At 48.6% G+C, this 26,983-nt stretch carries 24 protein-coding genes; 11 read left to right on the top strand and 13 right to left on the bottom strand.

From position 1 onward, the window contains the following. Positions 1-72: 72 nt before the first annotated feature. Entirely contained in the window at positions 73-1,080 is a 1,008-nt protein-coding gene (locus DW896_RS08790) for an aspartate-semialdehyde dehydrogenase (RefSeq protein ID WP_009037764.1), read from the bottom strand. A 154-nt stretch (positions 1,081-1,234) separates the two neighbouring features. Here DW896_RS08790 and DW896_RS08785 point away from each other — a divergent pair, with 154 nt between their 5' ends. From DW896_RS08785 to DW896_RS08775, 3 genes are all read left to right on the top strand, one after another. Next, positions 1,235-3,364 carry a cation:proton antiporter gene (locus DW896_RS08785; protein WP_008662816.1) on the top strand — a complete coding sequence of 710 codons (2,130 nt, stop codon included), beginning with the start codon at positions 1,235-1,237 and terminating at the stop codon, positions 3,362-3,364. A 58-nt stretch (positions 3,365-3,422) separates the two neighbouring features. After that, complete coding sequence (locus DW896_RS08780) at positions 3,423-4,133, top strand: ThiF family adenylyltransferase (RefSeq protein ID WP_005834703.1); 711 nt, start codon at positions 3,423-3,425, stop codon at positions 4,131-4,133. 64 nt (positions 4,134-4,197) lie between these two features. Next, positions 4,198-4,857 carry an ABC transporter ATP-binding protein gene (locus DW896_RS08775; RefSeq protein WP_008662818.1) on the top strand — a complete coding sequence of 220 codons (660 nt, stop codon included), beginning with the start codon at positions 4,198-4,200 and terminating at the stop codon, positions 4,855-4,857. Positions 4,858-4,859: 2 nt separating this feature from the next. Here DW896_RS08775 and DW896_RS08770 read toward each other — a convergent pair whose 3' ends face one another. The 3 genes from DW896_RS08770 to DW896_RS08760 form a co-directional block, all read right to left on the bottom strand. Further along, a complete protein-coding gene (locus DW896_RS08770) occupies positions 4,860-7,184 on the bottom strand; it encodes a TonB-dependent receptor (protein WP_009037765.1) in 2,325 nt (774 codons plus the stop codon). A 124-nt stretch (positions 7,185-7,308) separates the two neighbouring features. Beyond that, positions 7,309-8,259, bottom strand: coding sequence for a helix-hairpin-helix domain-containing protein (locus DW896_RS08765; RefSeq protein WP_005824917.1), 951 nt, complete (start codon positions 8,257-8,259; stop codon positions 7,309-7,311). 6 nt (positions 8,260-8,265) lie between these two features. After that, on the bottom strand, positions 8,266-9,633 hold the full coding sequence (locus DW896_RS08760; RefSeq protein ID WP_005834711.1) for a sodium-dependent transporter: 1,368 nt from the start codon (positions 9,631-9,633) through the stop codon (positions 8,266-8,268). A gap of 103 nt (positions 9,634-9,736) precedes the next feature. Between DW896_RS08760 and DW896_RS08755 the strand changes: the two genes are divergently transcribed. Then, on the top strand, positions 9,737-10,120 hold the full coding sequence (locus tag DW896_RS08755) for a VanZ family protein (protein ID WP_005824913.1): 384 nt from the start codon (positions 9,737-9,739) through the stop codon (positions 10,118-10,120). A gap of 2 nt (positions 10,121-10,122) precedes the next feature. Here DW896_RS08755 and murF read toward each other — a convergent pair whose 3' ends face one another. Next, positions 10,123-11,421, bottom strand: a complete 1,299-nt coding sequence (gene murF, locus DW896_RS08750; RefSeq protein ID WP_005834715.1) for a UDP-N-acetylmuramoyl-tripeptide--D-alanyl-D-alanine ligase — start codon at positions 11,419-11,421, stop codon at positions 10,123-10,125. 184 nt (positions 11,422-11,605) lie between these two features. Between murF and folP the strand changes: the two genes are divergently transcribed. The 4 genes from folP (at position 11,606) to DW896_RS08730 (ending at position 16,212) form a co-directional block, all read left to right on the top strand. Continuing rightward, a complete protein-coding gene (gene folP / locus DW896_RS08745; protein WP_009037766.1) occupies positions 11,606-12,457 on the top strand; it encodes a dihydropteroate synthase in 852 nt (283 codons plus the stop codon). A gap of 26 nt (positions 12,458-12,483) precedes the next feature. Next, positions 12,484-13,248: a diadenylate cyclase CdaA gene (gene cdaA, locus DW896_RS08740; protein ID WP_005824908.1), complete on the top strand. Its 765-nt coding sequence runs from the start codon at positions 12,484-12,486 to the stop codon at positions 13,246-13,248. A gap of 83 nt (positions 13,249-13,331) precedes the next feature. Beyond that, on the top strand, positions 13,332-14,870 hold the full coding sequence (locus tag DW896_RS08735; RefSeq protein ID WP_009037767.1) for a TldD/PmbA family protein: 1,539 nt from the start codon (positions 13,332-13,334) through the stop codon (positions 14,868-14,870). A gap of 22 nt (positions 14,871-14,892) precedes the next feature. Beyond that, positions 14,893-16,212: a TldD/PmbA family protein gene (locus tag DW896_RS08730; protein WP_008662830.1), complete on the top strand. Its 1,320-nt coding sequence runs from the start codon at positions 14,893-14,895 to the stop codon at positions 16,210-16,212. A gap of 2 nt (positions 16,213-16,214) precedes the next feature. Here the strand turns inward: DW896_RS08730 and DW896_RS08725 are convergent, their stop codons facing one another. From DW896_RS08725 to DW896_RS08710, 4 genes are read right to left on the bottom strand one after another with little or no spacing between them, the layout of a single operon-like run. Further along, positions 16,215-17,231: a GNAT family N-acetyltransferase gene (locus tag DW896_RS08725; protein WP_005834723.1), complete on the bottom strand. Its 1,017-nt coding sequence runs from the start codon at positions 17,229-17,231 to the stop codon at positions 16,215-16,217. 42 nt (positions 17,232-17,273) lie between these two features. Further along, positions 17,274-18,188, bottom strand: a complete 915-nt coding sequence (locus tag DW896_RS08720; protein WP_005824900.1) for a DUF2156 domain-containing protein — start codon at positions 18,186-18,188, stop codon at positions 17,274-17,276. Between the two features lie 52 nt (positions 18,189-18,240). Further along, positions 18,241-18,936, bottom strand: coding sequence for an LrgB family protein (locus DW896_RS08715; RefSeq protein ID WP_005824898.1), 696 nt, complete (start codon positions 18,934-18,936; stop codon positions 18,241-18,243). Next, positions 18,933-19,271, bottom strand: a complete 339-nt coding sequence (locus DW896_RS08710; RefSeq protein WP_005824896.1) for a CidA/LrgA family protein — start codon at positions 19,269-19,271, stop codon at positions 18,933-18,935. Before DW896_RS08710 ends, DW896_RS08715 begins: the two co-directional genes overlap by 4 nt. 322 nt (positions 19,272-19,593) lie before the next feature. Here DW896_RS08710 and pta point away from each other — a divergent pair, with 322 nt between their 5' ends. The 3 genes from pta (at position 19,594) to DW896_RS08690 (ending at position 23,412) form a co-directional block, all read left to right on the top strand. After that, a complete protein-coding gene (gene pta, locus DW896_RS08700) occupies positions 19,594-20,613 on the top strand; it encodes a phosphate acetyltransferase (RefSeq protein WP_005824889.1) in 1,020 nt (339 codons plus the stop codon). Between the two features lie 21 nt (positions 20,614-20,634). Continuing rightward, positions 20,635-21,831, top strand: coding sequence for an acetate/propionate family kinase (locus tag DW896_RS08695; protein ID WP_022401075.1), 1,197 nt, complete (start codon positions 20,635-20,637; stop codon positions 21,829-21,831). A 180-nt stretch (positions 21,832-22,011) separates the two neighbouring features. Beyond that, a complete protein-coding gene (locus DW896_RS08690; protein WP_005824885.1) occupies positions 22,012-23,412 on the top strand; it encodes an alkaline phosphatase in 1,401 nt (466 codons plus the stop codon). A 98-nt stretch (positions 23,413-23,510) separates the two neighbouring features. Here the strand turns inward: DW896_RS08690 and DW896_RS08685 are convergent, their stop codons facing one another. The 4 genes from DW896_RS08685 to DW896_RS08670 form a co-directional block, all read right to left on the bottom strand. After that, the gene (locus tag DW896_RS08685) at positions 23,511-23,723 is read right to left on the bottom strand and encodes a hypothetical protein (protein ID WP_008662841.1); all 213 of its coding nucleotides are present in this window, start codon (positions 23,721-23,723) and stop codon (positions 23,511-23,513) included. Between the two features lie 99 nt (positions 23,724-23,822). Further along, positions 23,823-25,679: a ChbG/HpnK family deacetylase gene (locus DW896_RS08680; RefSeq protein ID WP_119993138.1), complete on the bottom strand. Its 1,857-nt coding sequence runs from the start codon at positions 25,677-25,679 to the stop codon at positions 23,823-23,825. Between the two features lie 41 nt (positions 25,680-25,720). Continuing rightward, positions 25,721-26,485 (bottom strand): UDP-2,3-diacylglucosamine diphosphatase, encoded by a 765-nt coding sequence (locus DW896_RS08675; RefSeq protein ID WP_005824878.1) that lies wholly within the window; start codon positions 26,483-26,485, stop codon positions 25,721-25,723. 39 nt (positions 26,486-26,524) lie between these two features. After that, the gene (locus DW896_RS08670) at positions 26,525-26,836 is read right to left on the bottom strand and encodes a metal-sulfur cluster assembly factor (protein ID WP_005824875.1); all 312 of its coding nucleotides are present in this window, start codon (positions 26,834-26,836) and stop codon (positions 26,525-26,527) included. Positions 26,837-26,983 lie beyond the last annotated feature (147 nt).

Below are 26,983 nucleotides of genomic sequence, written 5' to 3'. Positions count from 1 at the left end.
GGTTATCAATCAATTATCAAACAAAAAAAGTTTGCCATTCGGGACATCCCTTATTTTTTATTCATTGTTCTCTTACAGTGCCTTTTCCTTAATCAGGTATTCTGCAATCTGCACCGCATTCAGTGCAGCGCCTTTCTTAATCTGGTCGCCCACAATCCAGAACGTCAATCCGTTTTCGTTGCTGAGGTCCTTGCGGATACGGCCTACGTAAACCGGGTCTTTGCCCGCGAGGAACAACGGCATGGGGTATTCCTTTTCTGCCGGGTTGTCCATCAACACCAGTCCGTCGCCTTTGGCAAATGCTTCGCGGGCTTCTTCGATGGAGATGGGACGCTCGGTTTCTACCCAGATGCTTTCGGAGTGGGAGCGGAGAGCGGGAACACGTACGCAGGTAGCACTGACTTTTACGTCAGAGTGCATAATCTTACGGGTCTCGTTGAACATCTTCATCTCCTCTTTGGTATAGCCGTTTTCGGTGAATACGTCGATTTGCGGAATGAGGTTGAATGCCAGCTGGTAAGCGAATTTCTCAACGGTTACGGGTTCGCCTGCCAATACCTGGCGGTACTGCTCGTACAACTCATCCATGGCAGCGGCGCCGGCACCACTGGCAGCCTGATAGGTAGAAACGTGTACGGTCTTTATATGGGAAAGCTGTTCGATGGCTTTCAGTGCCACTACCATTTGGATAGTAGTACAGTTGGGGTTGGCGATGATGCCGAGAGGACGTTCTTTGGCGTCGGCGGCATTCACTTCGGGCACTACCAAAGGTACATTGTCGTCCATACGGTAAGCGCTGGAATTGTCAATCATCACTGCTCCGTACTTGGTAATGGTTTCGGCAAATTCTTTGGAGGTGCCTGCGCCTGCGGAAGTGAAAGCGATATCAACCCCTTTAAAGTCATCATTGTGTTGCAAGAGTTTCACCTCGATCTGTTTACCGCGGAAGGTATATTTGGTTCCGGCACTGCGTTTAGAACCGAACAATACTAACTCGTCCAACGGGAAATTTCTTTCATCGAGCACTCGCAGGAACTCTTGTCCCACGGCTCCGCTTGCTCCAACAATAGCTACTTTCATTTTTCTTTTGTTTTAAATTAAGTTTATAAAAAAGTGAAATACTATCTCTAAAAAGATAGAATTGGTCGCAAATTTATAACAAAATGCTGTATAACACCGCATAAAGTGAAAAGTTTTTCGTTATTTTGCATTCAAAACCTAAAACTTATAGCCTATGGATTGGTTTGACTTCAGCTTGAAACTTCCCATCACCGACCCTACATGGATATTCCTCCTTGTACTCCTCATTATATTGTTTGCTCCCATATTGTTGAATAAGCTTCGTATTCCGCACATTATCGGAATGATACTGGCGGGGCTTGTCATTGGGGAGCATGGTTTCAATATCTTGGTGCGTGACAGCAGTTTTGAGCTTTTCGGCAAAGTGGGTTTGTATTACATCATGTTCCTTGCCGGTCTGGAAATGAATATGGGGGACTTCAAACAGAACCGGGGCAAAGCGCTTGTTCTGGGGCTCTTGGCTTTTATTGTGCCCATAGGCATAGGCTTGGTAACGAATATAGCTTTGTTGAAGTACGGGGTACTGACCTCTGTCCTACTGGCAAGTATGTATGCATCGCATACACTGGTGGCCTATCCCATCGTGATTCGTTACGGTGTGTCGCGGCATCGCAGTGTGAGTATTGCAGTGGGGGGGACGGCGGTTACGGATACACTCACTTTGCTGGTCCTGGCCGTTGTGGGTGGTATGTTCAAGGGGGAGTCGGACGGCTTCTTCTGGGTATGGCTTGTCATAAAGGTTATCTTCCTGGGTATTTTGATTGTATATCTGTTTCCACGCATAGGCCGTTGGTTCTTCCGGAGGTACGATGACAACGTGATGCAGTTCATATTTGTGCTTGCCATGGTTTTCCTCGGAGCCGGATTGATGGAGTTTGTGGGGATGGAAGGTATCCTGGGTGCTTTCCTTGCAGGTTTGGTTTTGAACCGGCTGATTCCGCATGTCTCTCCGTTGATGAACCATCTGGAGTTTGTGGGCAACGCCTTGTTTATTCCCTATTTCCTGATAGGTGTGGGTATGCTGATTGATGTGCACGTGATTTTCGGTCATGGCGATGCTCTGAAAGTAGCGGCTGTAATGATTGTGGTGGCATTGGCAGGTAAATGGATTGCCTGCTGGCTGACGCAGAAAATATATAAGATGGGAGGGATTGAACGGGAGCTGATGTACGGATTGAGCAATGCACAAGCAGCGGCAACGCTGGCGGCTGTGTTGGTGGGATACAACATCATTCTGCCCAATGAGGAACGCTTGCTGAACGATGATGTTTTGAATGGTACTGTCCTGCTGATTCTTGTAACTTGCATTGTGAGCTCGTTCATTACGGAGCGTGCCGCACGGAAGATTGCCATGGAGGAGGCGCATCTGGAAGAAAACCGCTCCGTGGAAGCGGAGAAGATATTGATTCCGATAGCCAACCCCGATACGATTGAAGACTTGATAAATCTTTCTTTGGTGATACGCGACCCGAAGCAACGGGATAATCTGTTGGCACTGAATGTCATCAACGATGATAGTAGCTCTGAAAGTGCCGAACTACGCGGGAAACGCTATCTGGAAAAGGCTGCCATGATAACGGCCTCGGCAGATGTGCCGTTGAGGCAAATCACGCGTTACGACTTGAATATCGCTTCGGGCATTATCCATACAGCAAAAGAATATGCGGCAACGGATGTCGTTATAGGTCTGCACCGTAAAGTCAATATTGTGGATTCATTCTTCGGTATGCTGACGGAGAATCTGCTGAAGGGCTTGCATCGCGAGGTGATGGTTTCCAAGTTCCTGATGCCCATTAACACAATTAGGCGGGTGATTGTGGCGGTACCTCCGAAAGCCGAGTATGAGGCGGGATTCCTGAAGTGGGTGGAACATTTCTGCCGGTTGGGGAGTACTTTGGGCTGTCGGGTGCATTTTTATGCCAATGAAGAGACTACCGCCCATCTTCAAGGGCTGGTGAAAGCCAAATATGGACAGACATTGACAGACTTTTCCCGCCTGGACGACTGGGGAGACCTGCTGATACTGACCGGACAAGTGAATTTCGACCATCTGCTGGTCATCATCAGCGCCCGCCGCGGCTCCATCTCCTATGACAGCTCCTTCGAGAAGCTACCGGCACAAATCAGCAAGTACTTTGCAAATAACAGCCTGATAGTACTCTATCCCGACCAACTGGGCGAGCCGCAGGATGCGGTATCCTTCTCCAACCCGCGTGGCAACAACGAGTCGCAGCACTACGAGAAGGTAGGCAAATGGTTCTATAAATGGTTCAAGAAGAATTGACGATTGACAATTGATAATTGACAAAAATCTGTGTAAATCCGTGTAATCTGTGGTGAAAATGGAAGATTGGCAACAACGAACGCAACTTTTATTAGGAGATGAAAAAATGGAACGCCTGCGCCGGGCACATGTACTTGTCGTAGGACTGGGTGGTGTAGGTGCTTATGCGGCCGAGATGATATGCCGTGCCGGAGTGGGGCGGATGACGATTGTCGATGCCGATACCGTGCAGCCTACGAATATAAACCGTCAGTTGCCGGCTCTGCATTCTACCCTGGGGCAAAAGAAGGCGGAGATATTGGCATCACGTTTCAGGGACATTAATCCGGCTCTGGAACTGAGAGTGTTGCCCGTATTCTTGAAAGATGAGAACATACCGGAACTGCTGGATGATGCGGCTTATGACTTTGTGGTGGATGCCATCGATACGCTTGCTCCAAAATGCCACTTGATAGCGGAAAGCATGAAGCGGCATATCAAGATAGTGTCCAGCATGGGGGCAGGAGCAAAGAGTGACATTTCGCAAGTGCGCTTTGCCGATATCTGGGATACCTATCATTGCGGGTTGAGCAAGGCTGTGCGTAAGCGTCTGCAAAAAATGGGCATAAAGCGGAAACTTCCAGTTGTTTTCAGCACCGAACAGGCTGATCCGAATGCCGTTTTGCTGACGGACGACGAGATGAACAAGAAGTCCACCTGTGGAACAGTGAGCTACATGCCCGCAGTTTTTGGCTGCTATTTGGCCGAATATGTAATTAAAAGACTATAGTAATAGCACTTGAAAGAAAACTATCAAATAGTAAATAGTAAATTGTCAAATTGTAAATAGCCTAGTGATTCATTTAGAGAATATAACGAAGAGTTTCGGTAACCTGCAAGTGTTGCGGGGTATTGACCTGGAGATAGAGAAAGGGGAGATTGTCAGCATTGTAGGCCCCAGTGGAGCGGGTAAAACTACCTTGCTGCAAATCATGGGTACGTTGGATATGCCGGATGGCGGTTCGGTGGTTATTGACGGTACACAAGTCAACCGTATGAGGGAGAAGGAACTTTCCGCATTCCGCAACCGCCATATCGGCTTTGTGTTCCAGTTCCATCAACTGCTGCCGGAGTTTACGGCTTTGGAGAATGTAATGATACCAGCCTTCATTGCCGGAAGAGGACAGCAGGAAGCCAAGGAGGCGGCTACGGAAATTCTTGAATTCATGGGGCTTGCCGAACGGGCCTCCCACAAGCCGAATGAGTTGTCGGGAGGTGAGAAGCAGCGTGTGGCGGTGGCCCGTGCTCTCATCAATCATCCAGCAGTGGTGCTGGCAGATGAACCTTCCGGCAGCTTGGATACCCATAATAAGGAAGAACTGCACCAGCTCTTTTTTGATTTACGTAACCGTTTCGGACAAACGTTTGTTATCGTAACCCATGATGAAGGACTGGCGCAGCTCACCGACCGGACGATACATCTGATTGACGGGGAAATCAATAAAATGGTCTGAGCCTATTTCCCCGTGCCCATTACTCCCGAGTCATTGTCACTGTTGTTTACCTTCCGCTGTGCTGTCTTGAAACTGCGGCCGAACGAGAAGTTGTAGGAAAAGTTCACCAGGAACATGCGGGAGCTTTCTTTTATATAATTATTTGTCTTGTAGGATGCGAATTTATTCCAGTTTTCGCTTTGTACTTTATAGTTGTCGGTGAAAGGATTGAATGCACCGACTCCTACCCGAAGATTCTTATGCTTGTAATATACAGCTAACATCTGGATGTTTTCTCCTCCCGAGAGGGTTTCTCCCCAGAAATTGTTCCAATTGGTGTTTATCTGCCAGAACAGAGAGAACTGTTTGTAGTTTAATGAGGCTTCTGCCTCACAAAACCAGTTGGTGTAGGTATGCGAGTAGTGATTGCCATGGCTCATGTAATGGTTGACACCGCCCGTAAAAGAAAATTGCAGAATGTCGCGGATGGGTCCTACGCGGAGCATGGCACGCCCGGAGAGTTTCTGCCAATCCTTCTGATTGTCCCAAGTCTGCACTATTTTGTTGCCTTCTTGAATCTTCTCGTCCATAATGGCATTGGGACGATAGTCATAGGCTCCCCATAGATTGGTATAAAAGATGCCTTTTTTCCATTCGTAAGTCAGTTCCGTATGATAGCACATATATGATTTCAGATGCGGGTTGCCACGACGTATCTGGAATGAGTCCACTGCTTGCTCCACATCGCTGAGGTCGCCCAATGAAGGAGAAGCGTTATAGATGTTTCCCTTCCAGCGGAGGTAGGAGTTGTCTGACATGGCATAGTGCAGAACGATACTCGGGTTGAAACTGTAGTTCTCGGTAGATTTGTCCTTGCCGCTCTGATTATAGTAGAAACGAGTCATGGCCACTCCCAGCCGGTAGTTTAGTTTGTCTATCTTTCCACGGTATTCTCCGAATATGTATGTGTTCTCTTGGTGCATATTGGTTTCATAATAATGCCCGTTTCTGTATTCATTGTTAGAGTAGGACTGTGTATGGCTCAGACCGAAGCTCAATGCGTTCCCCTTGGAATATTGCTTCTCATAAATGGCCTCGGCAATCAGGGAGTATTTGTTGCCTCGGATATTGTTGTCAATATCGGTCAATATGTTCCCCGGGGTGCTTTCTTGGTAGAGCCGCTGCGATTTTTCCCGATTATAGGTGCCTACTACATTGAATACCAGGGTTTGCTTGTTTTTCAGATTCTGTTGGTAGTACAAATCCAGTGAGGGACGTGTCCAGCTCTGGTCGGTACGGTCGGTCATGTCTACCACGTCCGTTTCATCATTGGCATTATAGAGAGTTCCTTTATAATCCCAGTGTGGCTGATTGTTTCCTCGAAGGCGGAAGGTGGCGCTGAAAAGGGAATTCTCAGAAGCCTGCAAACTATAATTTACGTTTAGGTTGTGCTGGCACATGGTTGCCTTGCTGGGCTCTCCTTTCTCCAGGCGTCTGAGTGTAGTGCCGTCTGCCAGGTGGAATTCTTCTTCATTGTCGCGGTACATGCCGTTAAAATCCCGCGGTCCCATGTAGTAGGAGAAGCCGAATTCTGATTTTTTATGGTTTACTTTGCCGTACAGATTATAGTTTCCCCACATCGTGTTCAATCCTTGGGAAATGTCGGCACCGAAGTTTCCGCCCGTTTCGGGACGGCGCACTATGTAGTCCAAAACGACTTCGGCATTACCGTAGCGCAGTCCCGGATTGTCATGGTACTCTATACGTATAATGTCGGCAGGGCGAATGGCTTTTATCTCGTCTATTTCGGCTTTGACTCCATTGATGCGTAATTGCAGTTCTCCACCGCCGGACAATCCAATCTCATTGTTCATGGGGTTGACCAGAATACGTGGCAGCATCAGTTCCTGCAACAGATTCACTCCGTTTGTGGAAGTTTTCATTTGTCTTTCGGATGGGAAAACCAGTTTACGGTCGGCACGGCTGATTTGGCTGGAGCCGGTGATAGTCACTCCTTCCAGTGCGATAGAAGCACTGTCTAATACGATTGGTCCAAGGTCGGTATGGCGCTTTACTCCATTGAGGGTGATGTATCCGGTATTATACCCGATGCTGGAAAGAACAAGTCTGTAATCTCCGGCAGCCGTGTTCTTGAAGATGAATTCTCCTTCTGGACTTGTGGTCACACCGGCGACAAAAGTAGAGTCGATGGTCTGTAATACCACATTGACATACTCTATACTCTTGTCGGAAGCATCGCGGACGGTTCCTTTTATTTCTATTTTTTGAGCAAAAGCATTCTGTGCCATACTGCCCAGCAGCATGGTTATAATCATTAATTTTTTCATATTGATACGATGGTTCTAATCCTTATTGCAGTAGGCCTTCCTGTTTTTAGGGTGTTTCTGCTTGTTAGACGAAATGACTGGTGAAAAGGTTGCATCAGACATTGAAAAATGTTGCATGATGCTGTTATTCAAAGCAAACGTAGTGACTGATTTTCTCCAAATCGGTATCGGAGAATTCCTCGTAAAGTGCAAAAGGTTTCAGACTATGAAGGTCGCCTTTCTTCTTCCGGTATTCTACAAAGGCCTTTGCCTGGTAGAAGTTGATGTAAGGATGGTTACGCAGCCTCTCTATGCTACTACGGTTCAGGTTGATGAGGTGGATGGCCCGGGTGTCGATGGAAAACCAGGACTGCAATTGGGTGGTGTCCAAATGGATTTCTTGTAATTGCGTGATGTTGTAGAATCCTCCCAAGCGTTGCCGATAACCGATGATTAGACGGGCAATGCCACTACCGATGCCTGGTATTTTCTTCAGTTCTGTGGTGTCGGCGCGGTTCAGGTCGACAAGGGTCCCAGACGGATATTTTTCCGGTGCAATTCGGAAAGTAACGGCGCTGTCATTGCTTGCAGGAGAGCTGTATAACTGGACGGTTCTTGTTTCTGTGTCTTCCGGAGTGATGTGGATATAGGGTAGGAGTGTCTGATATTGTTTTTCTGTCATTCCATATATTTTCCGGAAATCTTCTGCCTTATGGAACTTCCCTCCTTTACTACGGTAGCGGAGTATGTTCCGCGCCATCCATCCGGGCAGTCCCAGTCGGCAAAAAATGACGGAGTCGGCGATATTGGGATTGAAACGGGCCAAGGAGACGGTTGTCGGTTGTTTTTGGGAGGAAGGTTTAAGTCTGTTGTCCCATTTTTGTTCCTTTTCTTGTATGGATGCGATGAACGATTCGTATTCTGCCATGGCAGTGGCCTGCCGCCGGATTACTTCATCGGAGAGGGGGCGGTTCTCTCTTTGGTATATATAAATATACCCGGAGAGAAAGACGAGAATAATGCCGGTAATCAAAACCAGTATTCCGCGCCTTTCTCCCCGGGAGAAATAAAGGAATTCTTTAAAGGGGTTCTGCATGATGGCCTATTTCAGAAAACCCAGTTCATTGATAAAAATCAGTGCAATTCCTATCGGAGCAATATATTTCAGGATGAATATCAATAGCTTGTAGACGGATACTTTCAGAGTGCCATTGTTGCTGACTTCTTCCCATACGATTTTCTTGTCCAGATACCAGCCTATGAAGATGGAAATGAAGAAACCGCCTAACGGTAGCATTAGCTTGGCCGTTACAAAGTCGAACAAATCGAATAGGTTTAGCCCGAATACGGTATAGCTTTTGCCGATACCGAGAGACAGTGAGCAGAATACTCCTAAGAAAATACAGCCCGCTGTCACGTATCTGGCTGCCTTGCTGCGTGAGAACTTGAACTCTTCATGTAGATAGGCAGTTACCACTTCGTGCAGGGAAATGGTGGAAGTAAGTGCTGCCAATGCCAGTAGGATATAGAACATCAGAGACAGCAGTATCGCCAGCCAGGGAATATTGCCGAACGCTTGCTGAAAGACATTAGGTAAGGTGATGAATAGCAGACTAGGACCCGCATCCGGTTTGATGCCTACAGAGAAGGCGGCAGGGAAGATGATGAATCCTGCCAAAATGGCTACCATGGTGTCGATAGCCGCCACGTTGAGTGCCGTTTTGGGCAGGTTCGTATCATTGCGGAAGTAAGAAGCGTATGTACAGAGACATCCCATCCCCAAGCTCAAGGAGAAAAATGCCTGGCCCATGGCTCCAAGGAACACATTGCCGTCCACTTTGCTGAAGTCCGGTTTCAACAGGAATTCAATGCCTGCTCCTGCTCCGGGCAGGGATATGGAGCAGATGGCAAGGATTATCAATAGGACAAATAGCATTGGCATCATGATTTTGGCTGATTTTTCAATACCTTTTTCCACTCCTTTGACAATGATGAGATGGGTGGCCAGCAGGAACAGCACCAGCCAGATGACCGGACGCCAGGGGTTGCTGACAAAGCTGTTGAAGGATGCGATGAAATCGGCTGCCGACTTCCCGGCAAAACTGTTGGTAGCCGCTTCGCCGATAAACTCAAGCGTCCATCCTGCCACAACGGAGTAATATCCCAGAATAAGGAATCCGGCCAGTACGCCCATACGTCCTACCCAGCGCCAATGCGTGCCGGGTGCCAATTTCTGATAAGCCCTTGCCGTATTGGCACGCGAGCGCCTGCCGATGAGGAATTCTGCAATCATGATGGGGATGCCGAGAATGAGCACGCAAACCAAGTATACAAGGATAAATGCCGCACCTCCGTGATTCCCGGTCTCAAACGGGAAACGCCAGATATTGCCTAAACCGACTGCGGAGCCTGCCGAGGCAAGTATGACGCCTAATTTGCTTCCGAAGTTGGCTCTGTCACTTTTTGTCATAAAACGTAGATTTTTCTTTCAATTCGTTATTAATACCAGCTAAAACATGCAAATATAGAAAATGTTCTGTACTTTTGCGCACAGTTCGTTGATAATTTGGTATATGCTATATTATATTAAGAAATATCCGGTGTCGCTTTTTATTATTCTGACGGTGATTTATCTTTCATTCTTTAAACCGCCTTCTACAGAAATAAGCAAGATTCCCAATATAGACAAGGTGGTGCATATCTGTATGTATTTCGGCATGTCAGGAATGCTGTGGCTGGAGTTTCTTCGCGCTCACCGGAGAGACAACGCCCCTTTATGGCATGCATGGGCAGGGGCGTTTGTCTGTCCCGTTTTGTTCAGCGGAATGGTGGAGTTGCTGCAAGAATACTGCACGACATACCGTGGTGGAGACTGGCTGGATTTTGCGGCCAATACCACGGGAGCGGTGCTTGCATCAATGGTCGGCTATTTCATTTTAAGGCCAAGGATGAAATAGGATTATAAGTATTCAACTACGGAACTTAGCTTGATGCCGTTCGACCCTTTTATCAGAATTGTTTTCCCGCAAGGTTTCTCTCTTTGCAGCTCTGCGATGAGTGCGGTTACATCGGGATAACTCTGATAAGAGTGGCGTGTGGCGGCAAACAATTCCCCTACAAGAACTACATCCTTGAATCCGCATTCTTCCAGATAGTCTGCAATCTTCTGGTGCTCGTCGGCACTGTCTTTACCCAACTCCCGCATATCTCCCAATATCAACATTTTGTTTTCGGCCTGCATGTTCCGAAAGTTACTAATGGAAGCCATCATGCTTGTGGGATTGGCATTATAGGCATCGATAATCAGAGTGTTGTCCGCTGTTTTTTTCAGTTGTGAACGGTTGTTTTGCGGGGTATATCCGGCCAGTGCCTTGTCTATTTTCTCCGGTTCCACACCAAAAAAATGTCCGATGGTGACAGCTGCCAGAGCATTGGGGAAGTTATATTCACCGATAAGCCGGGTTTGTACTTCGTGATATTTGCTTTCGTTGTCCGTTTTCCACTCGAAGGTGAGGTAAGGAGAATTGCCGGTGACGTGTCCGTTGATGTACAGCCCGTCCTCACTGCCGTAGGCAATCTGGTGGAGTCCGTAGGCTATCTTTTTCAAGTAGGGGTTGTCGTTATGGATAAAGATGGTAGCTTCTTTCCGCGTCCGCAGATAGTCGTACATCTCTCCTTTGGTCTTGATGATTCCTTCAAAAGAGCCGAATCCCTCCAGATGGGCTTTTCCTACGTTGGTAATGATCCCGTAGTCAGGTTCGGCTATCTCTACCAGCTCCTTGATGTCTCCCGGGTGGCTGGCACCCATTTCCACCACGGCAAGGTCGTGTTCAGGGCGCAGGCGAAGCAAGGTGAGGGGAACACCGATGTGATTGTTCAAATTTCCCAAGGTATAGAGCACGTTGTGAGTTTGCGAAAGTACGGTGGACATCAGTTCCTTGGTAGTAGTCTTTCCGTTTGTACCCGTAATGCCGATGATGGGTGTACGCATCTGCCGACGGTGGTAATTGGCAAGTTGTTGCAAGGTTTTCAAGCTGTTTTCCACCACGATGTATCGTGTATCGCCTTCAGGGGCATAGGCTTCTTCGTCCACTATGGCATAAGCACTTCCGCTTTCCAGCGCCCGGGCGGCAAAGGCATTTCCGTTGAACGACTCGCCTTTCAGCGCAATGAATAAAGAGCCTTGGGGGCAGTTACGGCTGTCAGTAGTGACACTGGTGCATGTTAGGAATATCTGATGTATAGCTGTTATATCCATGACTTTATAATTAAATCAATCTGTGTGAATCTGTGTAATCTGTGGTAAACCATCGTGCAAAGATATAGTTTTAATCCTCTCCCTTCCCGGGTACAAGCAAAAAACTTATCAGTTTTATGAGTTTATGTATTTTGAAACCACTTTTTTGTTTACATTTGCAGGTACTATATAGAACAGACTGCCTATGGAAATTACAACTGCCCGATATATAAATGTCAACGGTTCGCTGCTCGACCTCTCTCAACCCCGTGTCATGGGCATACTGAACGTTACTCCCGATTCCTTTTATGCCGGTAGCCGTACACAGACAGAGGTGGAAATAGCACGCCGGGTGAAACAGATAGTTTCGGAGGGAGCGGCCATTATTGACATAGGCGCTTACTCTTCCCGTCCCAATGCCGACAATGTCTCTGCCAGGGAAGAGATGGAACGGTTGCGTATGGGCCTGAAAATACTTTTTGAGATACAGCCGGATGCTGTGGTGTCGGTAGACACTTTTAGGGCGGATGTGGCAAGAATGTGTGTGGAAGAGTATGGTGTTGCCATCATCAATGATATTGCGGCCGGTGAGATGGATGCGAATATGTTCCATACCGTTGCGGCATTGAACGTACCTTATATTATGATGCACATGCAAGGCACTCCGCAAAGTATGCAGCAGCATCCTCATTACGACAATCTTCTGAAAGAGGTTTTCTTGTATTTTGCGCGCAAGGTGCAGCAATTACGTGACTTAGGTGTAAAAGACATCATTCTGGACCTCGGTTTCGGCTTTGGAAAGACAATGGAGCATAACTATGAATTGCTGTCCCATCTGGAAGAGTTCCGTATTTTTGAGTTGCCTTTGCTGGTAGGCGTTTCACGTAAATCGATGATATACCGCTTGTTGGACATTACTCCTCAGGAGGCGCTGAATGGTACTACGGTGCTCGATACCATCTGTTTGCTGAAAGGTGCTGACATTCTCCGCGTACACGACGTGAAAGAAGCCGTGGAAACCGTACGGATTGTGCAAGCCATGCGAAATAATTCCTAATCCCTAACCCCTAATCATTCAATATCGTGTTTTTTGAATTTGGAATAAAAGATTTTATAGATATTCTGTTAGTGGCTTTCTTGCTGTACTATACGTATAAGCTGATGAAAGCCTCCGGCTCTATCAATGTGTTTACGGGTATCCTGGTGTTTATCCTGATATGGCTGGTGGTGTCGCAGGTGCTGGAGATGAAATTGCTCGGCTCCATCTTCGACAAGCTGGTCAGTGTGGGCGTGCTGGCGCTTATCATTTTGTTTCAGGACGAGATACGGCGCTTCTTGCTGACACTCGGCTCGCATCAGCATGCCAGTGCGCTGGTACGCTTCTTCACCGGCAATAAGAAAGAGAAGTTGGAACATGACGACATCATGCCGGTGGTAATGGCATGTATCAGCATGGGGAAGCAGAAGGTTGGTGCCTTGATTGTCATTGAACATAATTTGCCTTTGGATGATGTGGTGCGTACGGGAGAAATTATCAATGCCGATATAAACCAGCGTCTGATTGAGAATATTTTCTTTAAGAACAGTCCGTTGCACGATGGAGCGATGGTTATCAGTAAGAAACGTATCAAAGCGGCGGGATGTATCCTGCCTGTTTCCCATAATCTGGACATTCCTAAGGAACTGGGGCTGAGGCATCGTGCTGCCATGGGAATTTCCCAGGTGTCTGATGCGCATGCTATCATTGTATCGGAGGAGACCGGAGGTATTTCAGTGGCTTATAAAGGACAATTCTATCTGCGCCTAAATGCTGAGGAATTGGAAAGTTTGTTAACAAAGGAAAGCTGAGGTGTGACAAAATCCCCTATTTTTACGTCATATAACTATGATATAAAATAAAAACAATATCTTATAACTAATAACTGAAAAGGATGGATAGACGAAATTTCTTACGGACGGGAAGTCTGGCGATGTTAGGCTCGCTGGCAGTACCCTCGTTGGCTATGCCTGCGTCAGTACGCGGAGCTTTGGGAGGAGCAGATAATCAGTCTGCCGTAGCTTCGGCAATGGCTCACTTTGGCGTGACGGAAGCTGACTTGAAGAAAGTGATGGCTGCCGCTCTGGAAAAAGGCGGAGATTATGCCGACCTCTATTTTGAGCACACGTTTAATAATAGTGTGGTTCTGATGGACGGTAAAGTAAACAATTGTGGAGCCAACATTGACTTCGGTATGGGCGTGCGCGTATTAGCAGGCGACCAGACTGGCTATGCCTATGTAGAAGGCGTGACCGTAGAAGAAATGCTGCGTGCTGCCCGTACGGCTGCCCGTATAGCTTCTTCGGGTAAGGCCGGAAAGCCTGTGGGGCTGACGGAGAAGACGATTGCCAAAAGCCGTTATGCCGTCACCGAACCTTGGGAAGACGTGAGCCTTAAGGCAAAGATTCCTTATCTGGAGAAACTGAACGAAAAGATTTTTTCTCTGGACAACCGGGTGCGCAAGGTCCAGGCGTCTCTTGTAGACAGTACTTCTCATGTCTTATTCTGTAACTCAGAGGGCGTGAGCTACTATGATTACCGCCCAATGGTCTCTTTCATGGCCGTGTGTATTATGGAAGAGAATGGAAAAATGGAGAACGGTTATGCCGGTCGTTCTTACCGCAAAGGGTTTGAATTCATGACGGACGATATTGTGGATACCCTTGCGCGTGAAGCTGTGGATAAGACCTCCATCTTGTTCAAGGCAGTGAAGCCCAAAGGCGGTGAAATGCCTGTCGTGATGGGAGCGGGTGGTTCGGGCATCTTGTTACACGAAGCCATAGGACATGCTTTTGAGGCTGACTTTAACCGTAAGCGTACTTCCATCTTCTGCGACTTGTTTGGCAAGAAGGTGTGCAACGAGCATATCAATGTGGTGGATGATGGTACCATTGCCTTCAACCGCGGAGCCGTGAACTTTGACGATGAGGGTGTGGAAGGCCAGAAGACCTATATTGTGAAAGAAGGTATCCTGACCAGCTATCTGCACGACCGCATCAGTGCCAAGCATTACGGGGTGGCTCCTACCGGAAACGGACGTCGCGATACTTTCCGTAATACTCCTATCCCCCGTATGCGTGCCACTTATATGGAAGCCGGCAATATGAAGGAAGCGGACATTATCTCCACCGTGAAGAAAGGTATCTATTGTGACCAGTTTACCAATGGCCAGGTGCAAATCGGTGCCGGAGACTTTACCTTCTTTGTGAAGTCGGGTTACTTGATTGAGGATGGCAAGCTGACGCAGCCCGTCAAGGATATAAATATCATCGGTAATGGTCCGAAAGCATTGGCTGACATCACGATGGTGGCAAATAACGATAAGATTGACAACGGTACTTGGACTTGTGGTAAAGACGGTCAGTCTTGTCCCGTTACCTGCGGTATGCCATCGGCACTAGTCAGCAAGCTGACTGTAGGAGGAGAAAGTTAATTATCAACTATCAATTAAAGACATGATTACAGACGACAATAAGAAATTGGCACAATGGGCAATGGAATATGCCTTGAAGAACGGTTGCCAGGCAGCCAAACTGGTGCTATATACAAATTCTAATTCTTCTTTTGAACTGCGTGACGGCAAAATGGACCGTTTGCAGCAGTCTACGGAGAATGGTTTGGGATTGAATCTTTATGTGGACGGACGTTTCGGCTCTTTTTCCACCAATCGGCTGGATAAGAAAGAATTGGAAACTCTTATCACGAATGGTATAGAGTCTACCCGCTATCTGGCGGTGGATGAGTCGCGTATGCTGGCCGACCCTGCACGCTACTATAAAGGAGGCAAGCCTGACTTGCAGCTTTTTGATAAGAAACTCTATGAAGTCAACCCGGATGATAAAGTGGCGATTGCCCGTGCTGCTGCAGAGGAGGTATTGGGCAAGGATGAGCGTATCATTTCGGTTGATTCTTCTTATAGTGATGGTGAGGGTTCTTCCTATCGTTTGATAAGCAACGGATTTGAAGGCGAGTCGAAGAGTACCTGGTTCTCTGTCTCAGCCAGTGTATCCATTAAGGGAGAAGGTGAAGCGCGTCCTCAGGATTACTGGTACGACTCGGCTCTGTTCTATGATAAATTGACGAAGGCGGGAATCGGTGCCAAGGCATTGGAACGCGTATTGCGCAAGCTGGGACAGAAGAAAGCAAAGTCGGGTAAATATACAATGGTGGTTGACCCTATGAATGTGGGAAATCTGCTCAGCCCGATGCTAAGTGCATTGTATGGCAGTGCTTTGCAACAAAAGAATTCCTTCCTGATGGACAAGCTGGATACGAAAGTGGCTTCCGACCTCTTCACGTTGCGTGACGAGCCGCATGCTATCGGTGCAAACGGTTCACGCTATTTCGATAATGAGGGTGTGGCTACCGAACCCCGCACTGTTTTTGACAAAGGCGTGCTGAAAACTTATTTCATCGATACCTACAATGGTAAGAAGATGGATATAGCTCCTACTATCAGTGCACCTTCACGTCTAATTCTGACACCGGGCGATAAGGACCTGAACGGATTGGTTGCAGATATTAAACAAGGCATCTTGGTTACGGGCTTCAATGGCGGTAACAGCAATAGCAGTACCGGTGACTTCTCTTATGGTATAGAGGGTTTCCTTATTGAAGACGGCAAGCTGACACAGCCCGTCAACGAAATGAATGTGACGGGTAACATGGTTACTTTATGGAATTCCTTGGTTGCTGTGGGCAATGACCCTCAACCGAACCGTTCATGGCAGATTCCTTCGCTGGTATTTGAGGGAGTCGACTTCAGCGGATTATAATGCTAGTTCAACATCAGGCTCATATATGGGCTTGATGTTGCAAATATTTTTTCGGTGAGTTCACCGATTGTAAGTGCCAAGTGGCTGCCCGGCAGACGCTTGGCACTATTCATATATTTACCATTGTTCAGGTAGTAGTAGCCGTTATTGGCACTGACCTGCTCATCGGTGAGATGAATGCTGAGTTCCAGTTCCGGATGGGCCGTAGCATAGAGTTGCAGCATGGTTTTGGCATTGATGATGCGTGCCATGCCCAAAAGTTGGCTTTCACCGGTAGCGGGAGGAGTGAGAACCCGGATGGACGGGAGATTCAAGCTTTGGCAGATATGTTGAAGCAGTAAAGTTTTTGTTGCGGGAGTATCCGACACGATTTCTCCAATGCGCCAGTTGGCTTTCCCTATCGGATAGGTAATGGCCAAAGCCGTGATTTCCTCCCCATTGCTCAATGTGCAAACGAAGCCCTGTCCCAGTTGTAAATCGGCAATGATAACCTGGAAATCCTCTTCCGTATGCTGGATGCAGCAAGGGCGCTCCCGCAATTTCCGGTCGAGATATTCATATCTTTTTTCAGTATATTCGGCAGACATTTCCAAAGTAAGGCCCGTATCGGCTGTCGGTGTACCGGAAGCGATAAAGGTCTCTTCGGCATAGCGGAATACGGGGGCATAACCGCTGCGGCCATAGTAGTCGAACAGCCACGGTTCTGCCGGTATCAGGGTGGATAAGGCGACATTATTGTGTAGCATCCGTGCAAAGGCTTGTGATAACAGCTCGTGCATTACGCCCCGGTTACGGTAATCAGGGTGTGTGCAGGCGCCGGATATATAGGCCGTATGAATATCTTCTCCTTCGAACGTCATAGGATAAGGCAACATCTGTAGGGCGGCAATCACTTCTTCGCCGCTTTGGATGGCAATATTGATATCATTGTTGTAGCGGAGCCGAAAATACAGTTCAGTAAATTCCTCGCTATCATTGAAACAGAGCTTCCATAAGTTCTTTACCTTTTCCCGTATCATCAATCCCTTATCCTTTTAATCCTTAATCTCTAATCCTTACTCTCACCATTTGATAGCTTCCACCGGTTCATCTTTCAGGCATGCCACGTATTTTTCCAGAATAATGGCAGGCTGGTACGAAAGTTTGGCCTTGCGCAATCCTTCAATACCCAAATCCTCTTCACGGTTGAGGTAGACATATTGTTCGGGGATATGGTTGGCAAATTCATAGTTAATCATTGCGTACGCTCCGTCTATGCTGGTGTCGGCCTTTTCCACATGTACTCCGAAGGTATCTTGGTTGATGGGCATTCCGAAAGTGAAGGCGGCAATTTTGCCGTCTACATGCAGGATGCCTCCGGTCAATCCCAGTTCTTCAAAATTGTGGAGGGCGTAGACCAGTGCGCGACGTTCGTTGCCCGTTCCTTCATGCTGGTCGCAATTGTTGGCCTTACACCATTCGGCTTCCAGGTCCAGACATTCCTGGATGCGGTCGGGAGTGATGGGAGTATATTCGTAATTATAGGTGCGTTTGAATTTGTTGACATGATTCCGTTTGGACTGGAATTTCTTTCCGGCAAGCGTGGCGAGGTCTGTACGCAGATAGAGGTAATCGGCATAGTCCCGGTCTGCTGTGAACTGGAATTTTCCGGGCATGAAGGCTTCCAGTTCCGAGCACATGCCCGAACATATTCCCAGCAGGCAGAAAGGTTCCCCTTCCCGGTGTGCGTCTTCGACCAGTGCGTCCAGTACTTTTGTCAAATCTCCGTTACCTATCGGCATCATGTACACCAGTTCGTCGTTTGCCCAGAATTTCAGCAGGAGGAAGCCGTCCATGATGGCAAACTTTGTATTGTATAGAAAACGCCAGCTGCATAGGTTGGAGAATGAGAGGTCACAATTCCGTCGCGGACTGTTCTGTGTATAGGAAGTAATCAGTTCTTTGTCTTGTAATTCGATATCTTTAAATGAAATCATACGTTGTTTTTAGTTGGTTATGATTATAGATAACAAAAATAAGAAGATTTTGTTAGAGTAGCCCTAATAATCGCAGAATAGTTGGGGTCAGCAATGCAGTGAAAATACCGTTCAGGGTCAGGCCGAGGCTGGCGAATGCGCCGTATTTGCGGCTGATGTCCATGGCTGTGGAAGTTCCTACCGCGTGGGCGGCGGCTCCCAAGGAAAGGCCTTGTGCCATAGGACTGCCGATGTGGGTCAGTTTCATGGTCTTGAAGCCCAGTATTCCTCCCAGCAAGCCTACACAGACCACTACGGCGGCGGTAAGTGAGGGAATGCCGCCCAGCGACTTAGTTACTTCCATGGCTATCGGCGTAGTGACCGACTTGGGCGCCAGGGAGTAGATAATCTCGTCGGAAGCCCCCATCAATTTAGCTATCAGCACGACAGAGATAACTCCCACAATGCAGCCGGCAAGTTGTGACAGCATGATGGGGAGCAGCTGTTTCTTAATCGTTTCCAATTGGAGGTATAGGGGGACTCCCAGGGCTACAACAGCGGGTTTCAGCCAGAATTCTATCAGATGTCCTCCTTCATTGTAGGTCTCATAACTGATATGTGTCATCTTCAGGAAGACAATGAGGATGGCAATTGTCAGCAGGATGGGGTTCAGCAACATGATGCCGGTCTTTTTCTGCAGGAGTTTGGCCAGAAAGAAAATCCCGAAGGTGACAGCCAATAGGAAAAATTCGTTTTCTAAAAAGTTCATTTGATTTTACGTGTTAGTTGATGAACCCATCCGGTGACTACAATCACCAGCAGGGTGCTGATTATGGAAGCGGTCACTATCGGCCAGAACTCGGAGGCGATGACATCGAAGTAAAGCATGAGAGCTACACCGGGCGGTACGAAGAAGAAGCCCAGGTTGGCAACCAGGAAGTCGGACATACCCTGCACCCAGTGCAGTTTAATCCAACCCAATTTCAAGAATAGGGTGAGCAACAGCATACCGATGATGCTGGAAGGTAACTTGATACCCGTAAAGAAAACAATCAGTTCACCCAAAGCTAAGCATCCGAAAAGGATGGCGCATTGACGAATCATATTATTATAATACCTATTGTTATACGTTGAAAACGCTGCAAAGGTAGGTATTCTATGTATTGCTTGTTATCGTTGTATCCTGATTTTTTTTATGTCGTTTGTAGAGTCGGGCGGGTTGTTCCTGCCGGACGGGTAATTGTTTGTTGCAGAGGGGCACGTGTGCGTACACATGAATGCTGGGAATACCTAATGTTAAATATTATAATAATTATGGTCTGAACGGTAAAAAGACCGATGTTTGCAATGTAGATATTGCAAAATTGTGTACTTTTGCGGCGTGAATAACACATACTGCCGATTCTTAATAGACAATTAAAATATCATGCAAAGATTAATTAACGAAATTGTTGAGCGTGCCAAAGCAAACCGCCAACGAATTGTTCTTCCCGAGGGTACGGAAGAGCGTACACTGAAAGCTGCCAATCAAATCTTGACTGACGGAGTAGCCGACTTGATTATCCTTGGAAAACCTGCCGAGATAGAGGCTTGTGCCAAAGAGTGGGGGCTGGGAAATATAAACAAGGCTACCATTATCGACCCGGAAGACCATCCTAAGAAAGAAGAATATGCCCAACTGCTTTGCGAGCTCCGCAAAAAGAAAGGCATGACCATCGAAGAGGCTCGCAAGTTGGTTGTCGATCCGCTTTATCTGGGCTGCCTGATTATAAAGAATGGCGATGCTGACGGCCAGTTGGCAGGTGCACGCAACACTACGGGTAATGTACTTCGCCCTGCTTTGCAGATTATCAAGACTTCCCCGGGCATCACTTGCGTTTCGGGTGCCATGCTGCTGCTGACACATGCTCCTGAATATGGAAAGAACGGTATCCTGGTGATGGGTGACGTGGCTGTGACTCCGGTGCCCGATGCAGAACAATTGGCACAGATTGCCGTATGTACGGCACGTACAGCCCAGGCAGTTGCCGGTCTCGACCCGAAAGTTGCCATGCTGAGCTTCTCTACCAAGGGCTCTGCCAAGCACGAAGTGGTGGATAAAGTGGTTGAGGCATTGAAGATTGCCAAGGAGATGGCTCCCGATATTGCCATCGACGGTGAGTTGCAGGCCGATGCAGCTTTGGTGCCGGAAGTAGGTGCAAGCAAGGCTCCGGGTTCTTCTATCGCCGGACATGCTAACGTATTGGTTGTCCCCAGCCTCGAAGTGGGCAACATCTCCTACAAACTGGTGCAACGTCTGGGACATGCTGATGCCGTAGGACCTATCCTACAAGGTATCGCCCGTCCGGTGAACGACCTTTCACGCGGTTGCTCCATCGAGGATGTGTATCGCATGATTGCCATCACTGCCAATCAGGCCATTGCTGCCAAAAAGAATGCTGAATAACTTTTAAATCTGATATATAGTATGAAAATCTTAGTATTGAACTGCGGTAGCTCGTCCATCAAATACAAATTGTTTGATATGGACCGGAAAGAAGTTATCGCCCAGGGTGGTATCGAAAAAATTGGTTTGAAGGACTCTTTCCTGAAGTTCACCTTGCCCAGTGGCGAGAAGAAAGTTCTTGAGAGGGACATTCCAGAGCATACCGTAGGTGTGGAATTTATCCTGAACACTTTGACAAGCCCTGAATATGGAGCCATCAAGTCTTTGGACGAAATCAATGCCGTAGGTCACCGTATGGTGCATGGAGGCGAAAAGTTCAGCGAGTCTGTACGGCTGACGCCGGAAGTGCTTGCCGCCTTCACTGCCTGCAACGACCTGGCTCCGCTCCACAATCCTGCTAACCTGAAGGGGGTAAATGCAATATCTGCCATTCTGCCTAATGTTCCGCAGATTGGTGTGTTCGATACGGCTTTCCATCAGACCATGCCGAAGCATGCCTATCTGTATGCCGTGCCTTACGAACTTTATGAAAAGTACGGCGTACGCCGTTATGGTTTCCACGGAACCTCACACCGCTACGTATCGCAGCGCGTCTGCGAGTTCCTAGGTGTAGAGCCGGAAGGAAAGAAAATCATCACTTGCCACATTGGCAACGGTGGTTCCATTACTGCCATCAAGGACGGTAAGTGTGTAGACACCAGCATGGGCTTGACCCCGCTGGAAGGTCTGATGATGGGTACCCGCAGTGGTGATATTGATGCCGGTGCCGTTTCCTTCATCATGGAGAAAGAGGGTCTGGATGCCAACGGCATCTCCAACCTGCTGAACAAGAAGAGCGGTGTGCTGGGTATCTTCGGTGAATCCAGTGACATGCGCGACCTGGAAAATGCCGTAGCTGCCGGCAATCCGAAGGCTGTTCTGGCTGAAGAAATGTACTTCTACCGCATCAAGAAATATATCGGTGCCTATGCCGCTGCTTTGGGTGGTGTGGATATCGTGGTATTTACCGGTGGTGTCGGCGAGAATCAGGCAAGTGCCCGCTGGGGTGCATGTGAAGGCCTGGAATTCATGGGCATAAAGCTGGATGCCGAGAAGAACAAAGTACGCGGTGAAGAAATGGTTATCTCTACCGAAGATTCTCAGGTGAAGGTGGTGGTAATTCCCACTGACGAGGAACTGATGATTGCTTCGGACACGATGGATATTCTGAAGAAGTAATATCGCTGTAATATTTCCCGGTTCCGGCTTCCCGGAGTCCGGATGTGGTTTCGCCCCTGCAAATATGTAATGTATTTGTTGGGGCGAAATGTTTTCCGAATCCTTTAAAATCCTTATCTTTGTTACTCGGTTAAAAACAATAAAGGCAATTTTTCGAATAACTTTAAATAAGAACTGCTTATGAAACGATTAATGTATGTGTTGTTCTTTGTACTGCTGACCAGCGGCATGGCCTATGCCCAGCAGGCGAAGTACGTGTTTTATTTCATCGGTGATGGAATGGGTGTGAACCAGGTGAACGGTACGGAGATGTATCTGGCCGAACAAGAAGGGCGCATCGGTGTAAAGCCTTTGCTGTTCACTTCTTTCCCGGTTGCCAGCATGGCAACTACCTTTTCTGCCACCAACTCGGTGACTGACTCTTCTGCTGCCGGAACAGCCCTGGCTACCGGTGCAAAGACCTACAACGGTGCCATTGGTATGGACGATAACAAGAGTGTGCTTCAGAGTGTGGCCGAGAGAGCCAAAAAGTCCGGTAAGAAAGTTGGGGTAACTACCAGCGTCAGTGTAGACCATGCTACTCCCGCCGCATTCTATGCCCATCAGCCGGACCGTGGCATGTATTACGAGATAGCCCTCGACCTGCCGAAAGCCGGTTTCGACTTCTATGCAGGCGGTGGTTTCTTGAAACCGACTACCACTGCCGACAAGAAAGAGGCTCCGAGCATCTTCCCTATCTTTGAAGAAGCCGGTTATACCGTTGCAAGAGGCCTTGACGAATATAAGTCGAAGTCTGCCCAGGCGGACAAGATGATTCTTATCCAGAAAGAAGGGGCAGAGCCTTCTTGCCTGCCCTATGCCATCGACCGCCAGGAAGGCGACCTGACGCTGGCCGAAATTACCGAAAGCGCCATCTCTTTCCTGACCAAAGGCAGTAACAAGGGTTTCTTCCTGATGGTTGAAGGTGGAAAGATTGACTGGGCCTGCCACGGAAACGACCCCGCCACAGTCTTTGAGGAAGTGGTGGATATGGACAACGCCATCAAGGTGGCTTACGAGTTCTATAAGAAGCATCCCAAAGAAACGCTGATTGTGGTAACTGCCGACCATGAAACCGGCGGTCTGGGGCTGGGTACCGGTAAGTACGAGCTTCAACTGAAAGCCCTTGCCAAGCAGAAGCAGTCTCAGGATATCCTTTCACGTTCCATCACGGATTTACGCAAGATGCGCAAGGTTATCAACTGGCCGGAAATGAAGGAATTCCTGGCAGAAAAGATGGGTTTCTGGAAAGAACTGCCGGTGAGCTGGGAGCAGGAGAAGATGCTGCGTGATGCTTACGAAGAATCATTCGTGAACAAGCATGTAGTGTTTGAGGAAAGTCTTTATGCCAAGACTGAGCCCCTGGCCGTTGCCGCCAAGAAGGTGATGAGCCAGATTGCCATGGTAGGCTGGACCAGCGGTGGCCATACAGCCGGATATGTGCCGGTATTCGCAGTAGGTGCAGGTTCCAAGCTGTTCGTGGGTAAGATGGACAACACGGAAATCCCGAAACGCATAGCCAAGGCTGGCGGATACAAATAATAAAAGGTCACCACAGATTACACGGATTCTCACAGATTGGAAGCTCTGAAATCAAGTATAAGAGACTAATCTGTGAGAATCTGTGCTATCTGTGGTGATTATTCCTTAAGGTCCTTCTTTATAATTTCATCCATCTCCCGGATACGTTTCTCCCGTTCCTTGGCAGATTTTATTTTCTGGTCCTTGTATCCGGTATCTGTCCGTTCGGAGACCTCTTCGCTCCATTCCTCGAATTCATCCGTTGCCGGACGTCCGTGCGGGTCTATGTTCTCTTCGGCAATCGGGTCGTTTCTGTAAATCATATCATCCATGACGCTAATGTTTTTAATGTTATGATGTTATTACAACCATGCCGGGAAAAAGTTCCGGTAATCTTCACTTTTTCGTAATCATTTATAAGAATAAACGTTTTATAGCGCGGGCAGCAGGTACTTCCATATTAGATTCAGCTCTGCCTGCATGTCGGGGATGTTGGCGGTGACGGCAATGACGGCATCCTTGTCCGGCAACACCAGTATGTATTGTCCGTTGGCACCATCGGCACGGTAGGCGTTGTGGCGGCAGCGCCACATCTGGTAGCCGTAGCCCTGCAGCCAGTCGCTTGTCTTGGCGCTCATCTTCGCTTTCTTCAGCATCTCCGGTTTCATGCCGGCGGGCAGTGAGGGCACTTGGCAGGCAGATGCCTCCTTTACCCATTCTTCGGGCAGAATCTGCTGTCCGTTCCAGTTTCCTTTCTGCAGGAACAGTTGTCCCATCTTGGCAAGGTCTTCCGTTTTGAGGTACAACCCCCAGCCTCCGGTATTGATGCCTTGCGGGCTTTCCTGCCACCGGGCGTTGACGATGCCAAGCGGGCGGAACAGACGGGGATAGAGATAATCCACCACTTTCTCGCCCGTCACTTTCTGTACGATGGCTGAGAGCATGTAGGTTCCCAGGCTGTTGTAGGTGTAGAAGGTACCGGGCTTGTGCTCCACGGGGAAGGCAAGGAACTCCTGCACCCAATCGGCGTCCGCCTTTTTGCGTACCGTTCCGGTGGGGTCGGTGTCGTGCCCGCAGTTCATGGTCAGCAGGTCGCGTACGGTCATGGCTGCCAGATTTTCGCTGACGGTTGCCGGAAGCTTGTCGGGGAAGAAGGAGATGACCTTGTCCGTCAGCTTCAGCCTGCCTTCGGAGGCGGCAAGTCCCACGGCGGTGGCGGTGAATGTCTTGCTGACGGAGTTCAGGATGTGAGGCTCATCCTCTTTCCCTTCGCCCATCCATTCTTCGGCAATGACATTGCCGTGTTGCACAATCATGATACTGTGCAGGTCTTGTCCGGCTTTCTTTACGGCATCCAGATATCTGTTCATGGCCTTGTCCAGCTTCGGAGTAGCGGCGGTGCGGGGCAGGCCCTTGGTCAGTTGGTTGATGGAAATCAGCTTTATGCCTTTGTCCTCAATGGCTTTCCGGACATGGGGGCTTGTCAGCAGGTCGGTCACTCCCTGGCGGTCCAGCGCCACGTCCTCATATCCGACGTGGAAGACGGTTTTCATTTCATCGTTGTCCAGTGCCGGGTGGTCTAAGAAAAGGTAGCGCTGGCCCGGCTGCAACTTCTCCAATGCTTTGATGAAGCTGGCCTCCTTTTCTTCGGCGGTTCTTTTGGGGCCGTCGTACCCGATGTAGGTAAACCGGTAGTCCTTGGAGGAGTCCATGCGGTCGATGGACGGCAGGTTGTATTCTTTGGCGAGCCGTTGCACCAGCTCGTTCACTTCCTTGCTGAAACCGGTGGAGAGCATGTGTCCGGACAGATGGCTGAGTTGCGGAATGCTTTTCAGCGTCGTCTCTATCTGCGCGCGGAACTCCTGCTCTATCTCCTTGATGTCCCATTTCTGCTCCATGATGGACTGTCCCGGATAGGCGGGGTTAGGGAACATCATCGGGTAGAAATAGCCGTTCTCGTCCGTCAGGCTGGGGCAGTGGGTCAGCGGACGCCACTTCACGTTCTCCCACTCGCTGGTGATGACGAGGTGCAGGCCGACGTCCAGTCCCGGATTTTCTTTCAGCATCTTGATGGCTTCTGGATACCAGGCTGCTACGGGCATCACTTCCACGCTGCGGGCAATACCCGAGCGGTAGGTCTGGATGCAGGCTTCGTTGACGGAATGCAGGGCACCGAGATCGTCAATGCGGATGACAAGTGTCGGGGCGCCGGATTGTCCCCATACCGGCAATGCTCCTGCTGCGAGCAGGCATCCGGCAATCATGTTTTTCAGTCTTAAAGGTTTCATGGGTGGTAATGGTATGATGGTTAACAGTTTGGAAATGCGGGTTATAGCTTCGTCTCTCCCTCCACAAAATTCTCAAGGAAGAGGTTCTCGCCGTCAAAGACGGCGTACGAGAAGTAGTTTATCCAGTCGCCGAGGATGAGGATGCGGGCGGTACTGCTCAGCATCAGGTCCAGTTCGATGTGGCGGTGACCGTAGATGAAGTAGTTGATGTTGGGATGGCTTTTCAGGTATTCCTTGGTGTAGAGCACCAGGTATTCGTTGTTTTCTCCCATGTATGCGGGTTCTTTCCCGTCTATGCGTTTCAAGCGGCTGTGCTTGGCCCAGTTCAGTCCCAGCTCCATGCTCCAGCGGGGGTGCAGGGCAGAGAACAGCGTCTGTAGGGTACGGCTGCGGAACATGGCGCGCAGCATCTTGAACTTCTTGTCCGGGTCGCCTAGCCCGTCACCGTGGGCAAGGTAGAACTCTTTTCCGAAGATTTCGGTGGTCAGCGGTTCGCGGTGTATCATGACGCCGCACTCCTTGGTCAGATAGTCGCCGCACCAAAGGTCATGGTTTCCCGTGAAAAAGTGGACTTCTACTCCCAGGTCGGTCAGTTCGGACAGCTTGCCCAGAAAGCGGGTGTATCCTTTGGGCACTACGGTACGGAATTCGTACCAGAAGTCGAACATGTCTCCCAGCAGGTATACGGCCGATGCCTTGTGCTTGATGCTGTCCAAGAAGTTGACCAGCCTCCGTTCTTGGGTTCGTCCGTGTTCGATGGCTCGTGAGCCCAGGTGAGCATCCGAGAGGAAATATACATTCTTCATTTTCAACTTTCCATTTTCAACTTTGAACTTTCAACTGATTTAAAGGAATCCCAGTTCCAGTTTCGCTTCTTCGCTCATCATGTCCTTGTCCCACTCGGGTTCGAAAACGAGATTGATGGTGGCGGAGGTTACGCCGTCGATGGATTCCACCTTCTGGCGCACATCTTCCATGATGAAGTCGGCTGCCGGACAGTTGGGGGCAGTCAGCGTCATGTCGATGGAGGCTTCTCCCTGGTCGGAGACGTCTATTTTGTAAATCAGTCCCAGGTCGTATACATTTACCGGTATTTCCGGGTCGAATACGGTCTTGAGCATGGAGACTATTTTCTCTTCTATTTCAAATTTGGTCATATTCGTAGGGTTTTATATATAGGTTTTCAAAGAACAAAGCTATGGAATTTAATTGAAAATGCAAAGGAACGCCCTCCTTTTCATTACTTCAGAAAGGGTTTGTCTTATCCTGATATAGGTAGACACATTTACAAACTAATAAATGTG

The sequence above is a fragment of the Bacteroides sp. AM41-16 genome, from assembly GCF_003603495.1.
Lineage (GTDB): Bacteria > Bacteroidota > Bacteroidia > Bacteroidales > Bacteroidaceae > Bacteroides > Bacteroides uniformis.
Note: the sequence above shows the minus strand (reverse complement) of the source record. Positions and strands in the feature narration are given on the sequence as shown.

Bases quoted from the DNA above. Each gene is read 5' to 3' on its own strand.
- DW896_RS08790 (WP_009037764.1), bottom strand. From the start codon at position 1,080: ATGAAAGTAGCTATTGTTGGAGCAAGCGGAGCCGTGGGACAAGAGTTC.
- DW896_RS08755 (WP_005824913.1), top strand. From the start codon at position 9,737: ATGCTATATTATATTAAGAAATATCCGGTGTCGCTTTTTATTATTCTG.
- DW896_RS08735 (WP_009037767.1), top strand. From the start codon at position 13,332: ATGGATAGACGAAATTTCTTACGGACGGGAAGTCTGGCGATGTTAGGC.
- murF (WP_005834715.1), bottom strand. From the start codon at position 11,421: ATGGATATAACAGCTATACATCAGATATTCCTAACATGCACCAGTGTC.
- pta (WP_005824889.1), top strand. From the start codon at position 19,594: ATGCAAAGATTAATTAACGAAATTGTTGAGCGTGCCAAAGCAAACCGC.
- DW896_RS08765 (WP_005824917.1), bottom strand. From the start codon at position 8,259: ATGCAGAACCCCTTTAAAGAATTCCTTTATTTCTCCCGGGGAGAAAGG.
- DW896_RS08760 (WP_005834711.1), bottom strand. From the start codon at position 9,633: ATGACAAAAAGTGACAGAGCCAACTTCGGAAGCAAATTAGGCGTCATA.
- DW896_RS08730 (WP_008662830.1), top strand. From the start codon at position 14,893: ATGATTACAGACGACAATAAGAAATTGGCACAATGGGCAATGGAATAT.
- DW896_RS08675 (WP_005824878.1), bottom strand. From the start codon at position 26,485: ATGAAGAATGTATATTTCCTCTCGGATGCTCACCTGGGCTCACGAGCC.
- DW896_RS08770 (WP_009037765.1), bottom strand. From the start codon at position 7,184: ATGAAAAAATTAATGATTATAACCATGCTGCTGGGCAGTATGGCACAG.
- DW896_RS08725 (WP_005834723.1), bottom strand. From the start codon at position 17,231: ATGATACGGGAAAAGGTAAAGAACTTATGGAAGCTCTGTTTCAATGAT.
- DW896_RS08720 (WP_005824900.1), bottom strand. From the start codon at position 18,188: ATGATTTCATTTAAAGATATCGAATTACAAGACAAAGAACTGATTACT.
- DW896_RS08685 (WP_008662841.1), bottom strand. From the start codon at position 23,723: ATGGATGATATGATTTACAGAAACGACCCGATTGCCGAAGAGAACATA.
- DW896_RS08670 (WP_005824875.1), bottom strand. From the start codon at position 26,836: ATGACCAAATTTGAAATAGAAGAGAAAATAGTCTCCATGCTCAAGACC.
- DW896_RS08715 (WP_005824898.1), bottom strand. From the start codon at position 18,936: ATGAACTTTTTAGAAAACGAATTTTTCCTATTGGCTGTCACCTTCGGG.
- DW896_RS08690 (WP_005824885.1), top strand. From the start codon at position 22,012: ATGAAACGATTAATGTATGTGTTGTTCTTTGTACTGCTGACCAGCGGC.
- folP (WP_009037766.1), top strand. From the start codon at position 11,606: ATGGAAATTACAACTGCCCGATATATAAATGTCAACGGTTCGCTGCTC.
- DW896_RS08710 (WP_005824896.1), bottom strand. From the start codon at position 19,271: ATGATTCGTCAATGCGCCATCCTTTTCGGATGCTTAGCTTTGGGTGAA.
- DW896_RS08780 (WP_005834703.1), top strand. From the start codon at position 3,423: ATGGAAGATTGGCAACAACGAACGCAACTTTTATTAGGAGATGAAAAA.
- DW896_RS08680 (WP_119993138.1), bottom strand. From the start codon at position 25,679: ATGAAACCTTTAAGACTGAAAAACATGATTGCCGGATGCCTGCTCGCA.
- DW896_RS08785 (WP_008662816.1), top strand. From the start codon at position 1,235: ATGGATTGGTTTGACTTCAGCTTGAAACTTCCCATCACCGACCCTACA.
- DW896_RS08695 (WP_022401075.1), top strand. From the start codon at position 20,635: ATGAAAATCTTAGTATTGAACTGCGGTAGCTCGTCCATCAAATACAAA.